General features: G+C 65.1%; 3 protein-coding genes. 2 read left to right on the top strand and 1 reads right to left on the bottom strand.

Annotated elements, in window-relative coordinates; genetic code table 11:
• Nucleotides 1-48 precede the first annotated feature (48 nt).
• Nucleotides 49-687, bottom strand: coding sequence for a LacI family DNA-binding transcriptional regulator (locus G3N93_RS38575; RefSeq protein ID WP_307873453.1), 639 nt, complete (start codon nt 685-687; stop codon nt 49-51).
• Nucleotides 688-1006: 319 nt separating this feature from the next.
• Between G3N93_RS38575 and G3N93_RS38570 the strand changes: the two genes are divergently transcribed.
• Both G3N93_RS38570 and G3N93_RS38565 read left to right on the top strand, forming a co-directional pair.
• Entirely contained in the window at nt 1007-2128 is a 1122-nt protein-coding gene (locus tag G3N93_RS38570; RefSeq protein WP_174932682.1) for a porin, read from the top strand.
• A gap of 49 nt (nt 2129-2177) precedes the next feature.
• The coding region (locus G3N93_RS38565) for a 2-dehydro-3-deoxygalactonokinase (RefSeq protein ID WP_206135388.1) at nt 2178-2389 on the top strand (212 nt) is incomplete at its 3' end.

Here is a 2389-nt window from a genome sequence, read left to right as displayed (position 1 = left end):
GTGCGTCATATCTGGAGTCAGCTTATGTTGCTGGGTGGTGCCCTCCTTCTAACGACTGGACGCGCATACGAGCTCTTCGTCTGGCTTCAGGAGGCCATTCGTGCAGCGCTGACTTGAGAGTGCGTCGTCACCGCGTGCGTTGGGCAGGCTGATGTACGCGAAGCGCTGGTACTTCTCCATCAGCAGGTGCTGCGCGAGCATCTCGCCCGCGCGGACCGGATCGGAGTACAGCGTGAGCAGGCCGTCGCGCGGCGCGGAACCGACCGCGACCACCGGCTTGCCGAGGCTCGCGGTCCAGCGCAGGTCGTCGTCGGGCATGCTGGTGTTCAGGATCAGCCCGTCGACGCGCCGGCTCAGCTTCGTCAGCGCCGGCCGCTCGCCTTTGCGGTTCTCGTCGGCATCGACGATCAGGACGACGAAGTCGTTGCGCTGCGCGATCCGGTTCACGCCCTTGACCATCGCGGTGAAGTACGGGTTGAGAATGTCCTGGATCACGACGCCGACCGCGCCCGTCTGACCGGTGGCCATCGAGCGCGCGAGCGGGTTCGACTCATAGCCGAGCTGCTCGATCGCCTCGGCGATGCGGCGCTCGACGTCGGGCGAGAAGCGCTTCGTCTTGTTGATGAACTTCGAGACGGTTCCGATGGAGACGCCTGCAGCGGCGGCGACTTCGTTGATCTTGGCCACGATGAAAGTGAGTGTCAGTGCATTTTGCCGGCGAGCATAGCATGCGCGCCGGTGGCGGCGACCGCGCGGCGGCATCGTATGCGTGCCGCGCGATCGGACTCGGTAGTATCCCTTGGAGGGCCAGAATTTTCTTGAAAAAGCGCAATCGCGCGCCGACAATGAAAACGCTTTCCCGTTTCGCGAGCATAGCACGCGCGCATTCCGTTCGAGATCTGGCGGAAAACGACGCACGACAAACGCCGCGAAATTTTTTTACTAAAAAGGGAAAGCGTTTTCCCAAATTGGGCGAGACGTGAACGAAAAGAAGGAGGAGATCTAGATGCGACAGTATGGGTGGATCGCGGCGCTGGCCCTGGCGGTGCCGGCCGTGGCGCAGGCTCAATCGAGCGTCACCGTATGGGGGCGTGTGGGCGGCGACGTGCAGTACCTGAGCGGCGTGCAGAACGGCCCGCATTCGACGGGCTCGCGCTTCTCGGAAGGCAACGACTGGGGGACGAGCATTCTCGGCATCACCGGCAAGGAGGATCTCGGCGGCGGCAACCAGGCCGTGTTCTGGCTCGAATCGTCGATCAACGCGGCGAACGGCAACTACGGCGGCGGCGTGCTGTTCCAGCGCGGCGCGTGGGTCGGCTTCAAGAACGAGCGCTACGGCTTCCTGCGGCTCGGGCAGGGCTCGTTCATCAACAGCTATATCTGGTCGTACGATCCGCTGCTCGAGGAAAACTATTCGGTCGAGTCGCTCACGTCCTACCGCAACGGCCCGAAGCTGTCGAACGGGATACGCTACGAATCGCCGAAGTTCGGCGGCTTCTCGTTCGCGCTGCAGGCGAACCTCGGCAACAGCTCGAACGGCTGGCTGCGCGGTTCGACGAACAACGTGGGTGCAACGGGCCTTTCCGACGGCGCGACGGTCGCGTACACGCACGGCGACTTCGAAGTGCGCGCCATCTGGAACGAGATCCGCAACCAGTACGGCCGCGAAGACAACCTGTTCACCGCGTCGCAGGAAGCGTTCATCGGCGTGCGCGACCGCTTCGGCCCCGCACTGGTGCAGCTCGGCTATACGCGCTACAGCGCGCCCGACACGCCGGCTGGCCTGTCGCGCACCGCGAACTACTACTGGGGCGGCGTGACGTACGACGCGACGCCGTTCCTGCATCTGCAGAGCGCCGTCTATTCGATGAAGATCGACGCCGGCCAGTGGACCGCCGACCACAGCGGCGAAGGGCGTTCGACGATCATCGGCCTCGGCGCGATGTACGACCTGTCGAAGCGCACGTTCCTGTATGCGACGGCCGCGCACGTGTTCAACAGCGCGGGGGCGAACCTGGGCGTGAACCCGCAGTCGCCGGGGCTCGGCAACGGCAACGGGCTCGGTGCGTCGCCGATGCCGGGCCACGGGCAGACGGGCGTCTACGCGGGTATCGAGACGCTCTTCTGATACGGGCCTGACGAAGCATCGAGCTGCAACCGTAAAACAGAGGAATCCTATGCAAGATGCAATACCACGGCCCGGCGGCCAAGCGCCGGCGCCGCGCCTGATCGCACTCGACTGGGGCACCACGTCGCTGCGCGCGTACCTGATGGCGGATGCGCGGACGGTGCTCGACGAGCGGGCCGCGCCGAAGGGCGTGATGCAGCTCGGCGGCGCGGGCATCGCGATCGCCGACGCGTGCGATGCGGCGTTCGAGGACGTGTGCGG

Origin of the sequence: Burkholderia sp. Se-20378 (genome assembly GCF_017104665.1) — a bacterium.
GTDB lineage: Bacteria > Pseudomonadota > Gammaproteobacteria > Burkholderiales > Burkholderiaceae > Burkholderia > Burkholderia lata.
The sequence above is the reverse complement of the archived record's forward strand: the minus strand, read 5'-3'. Positions and strand labels throughout refer to the sequence as shown.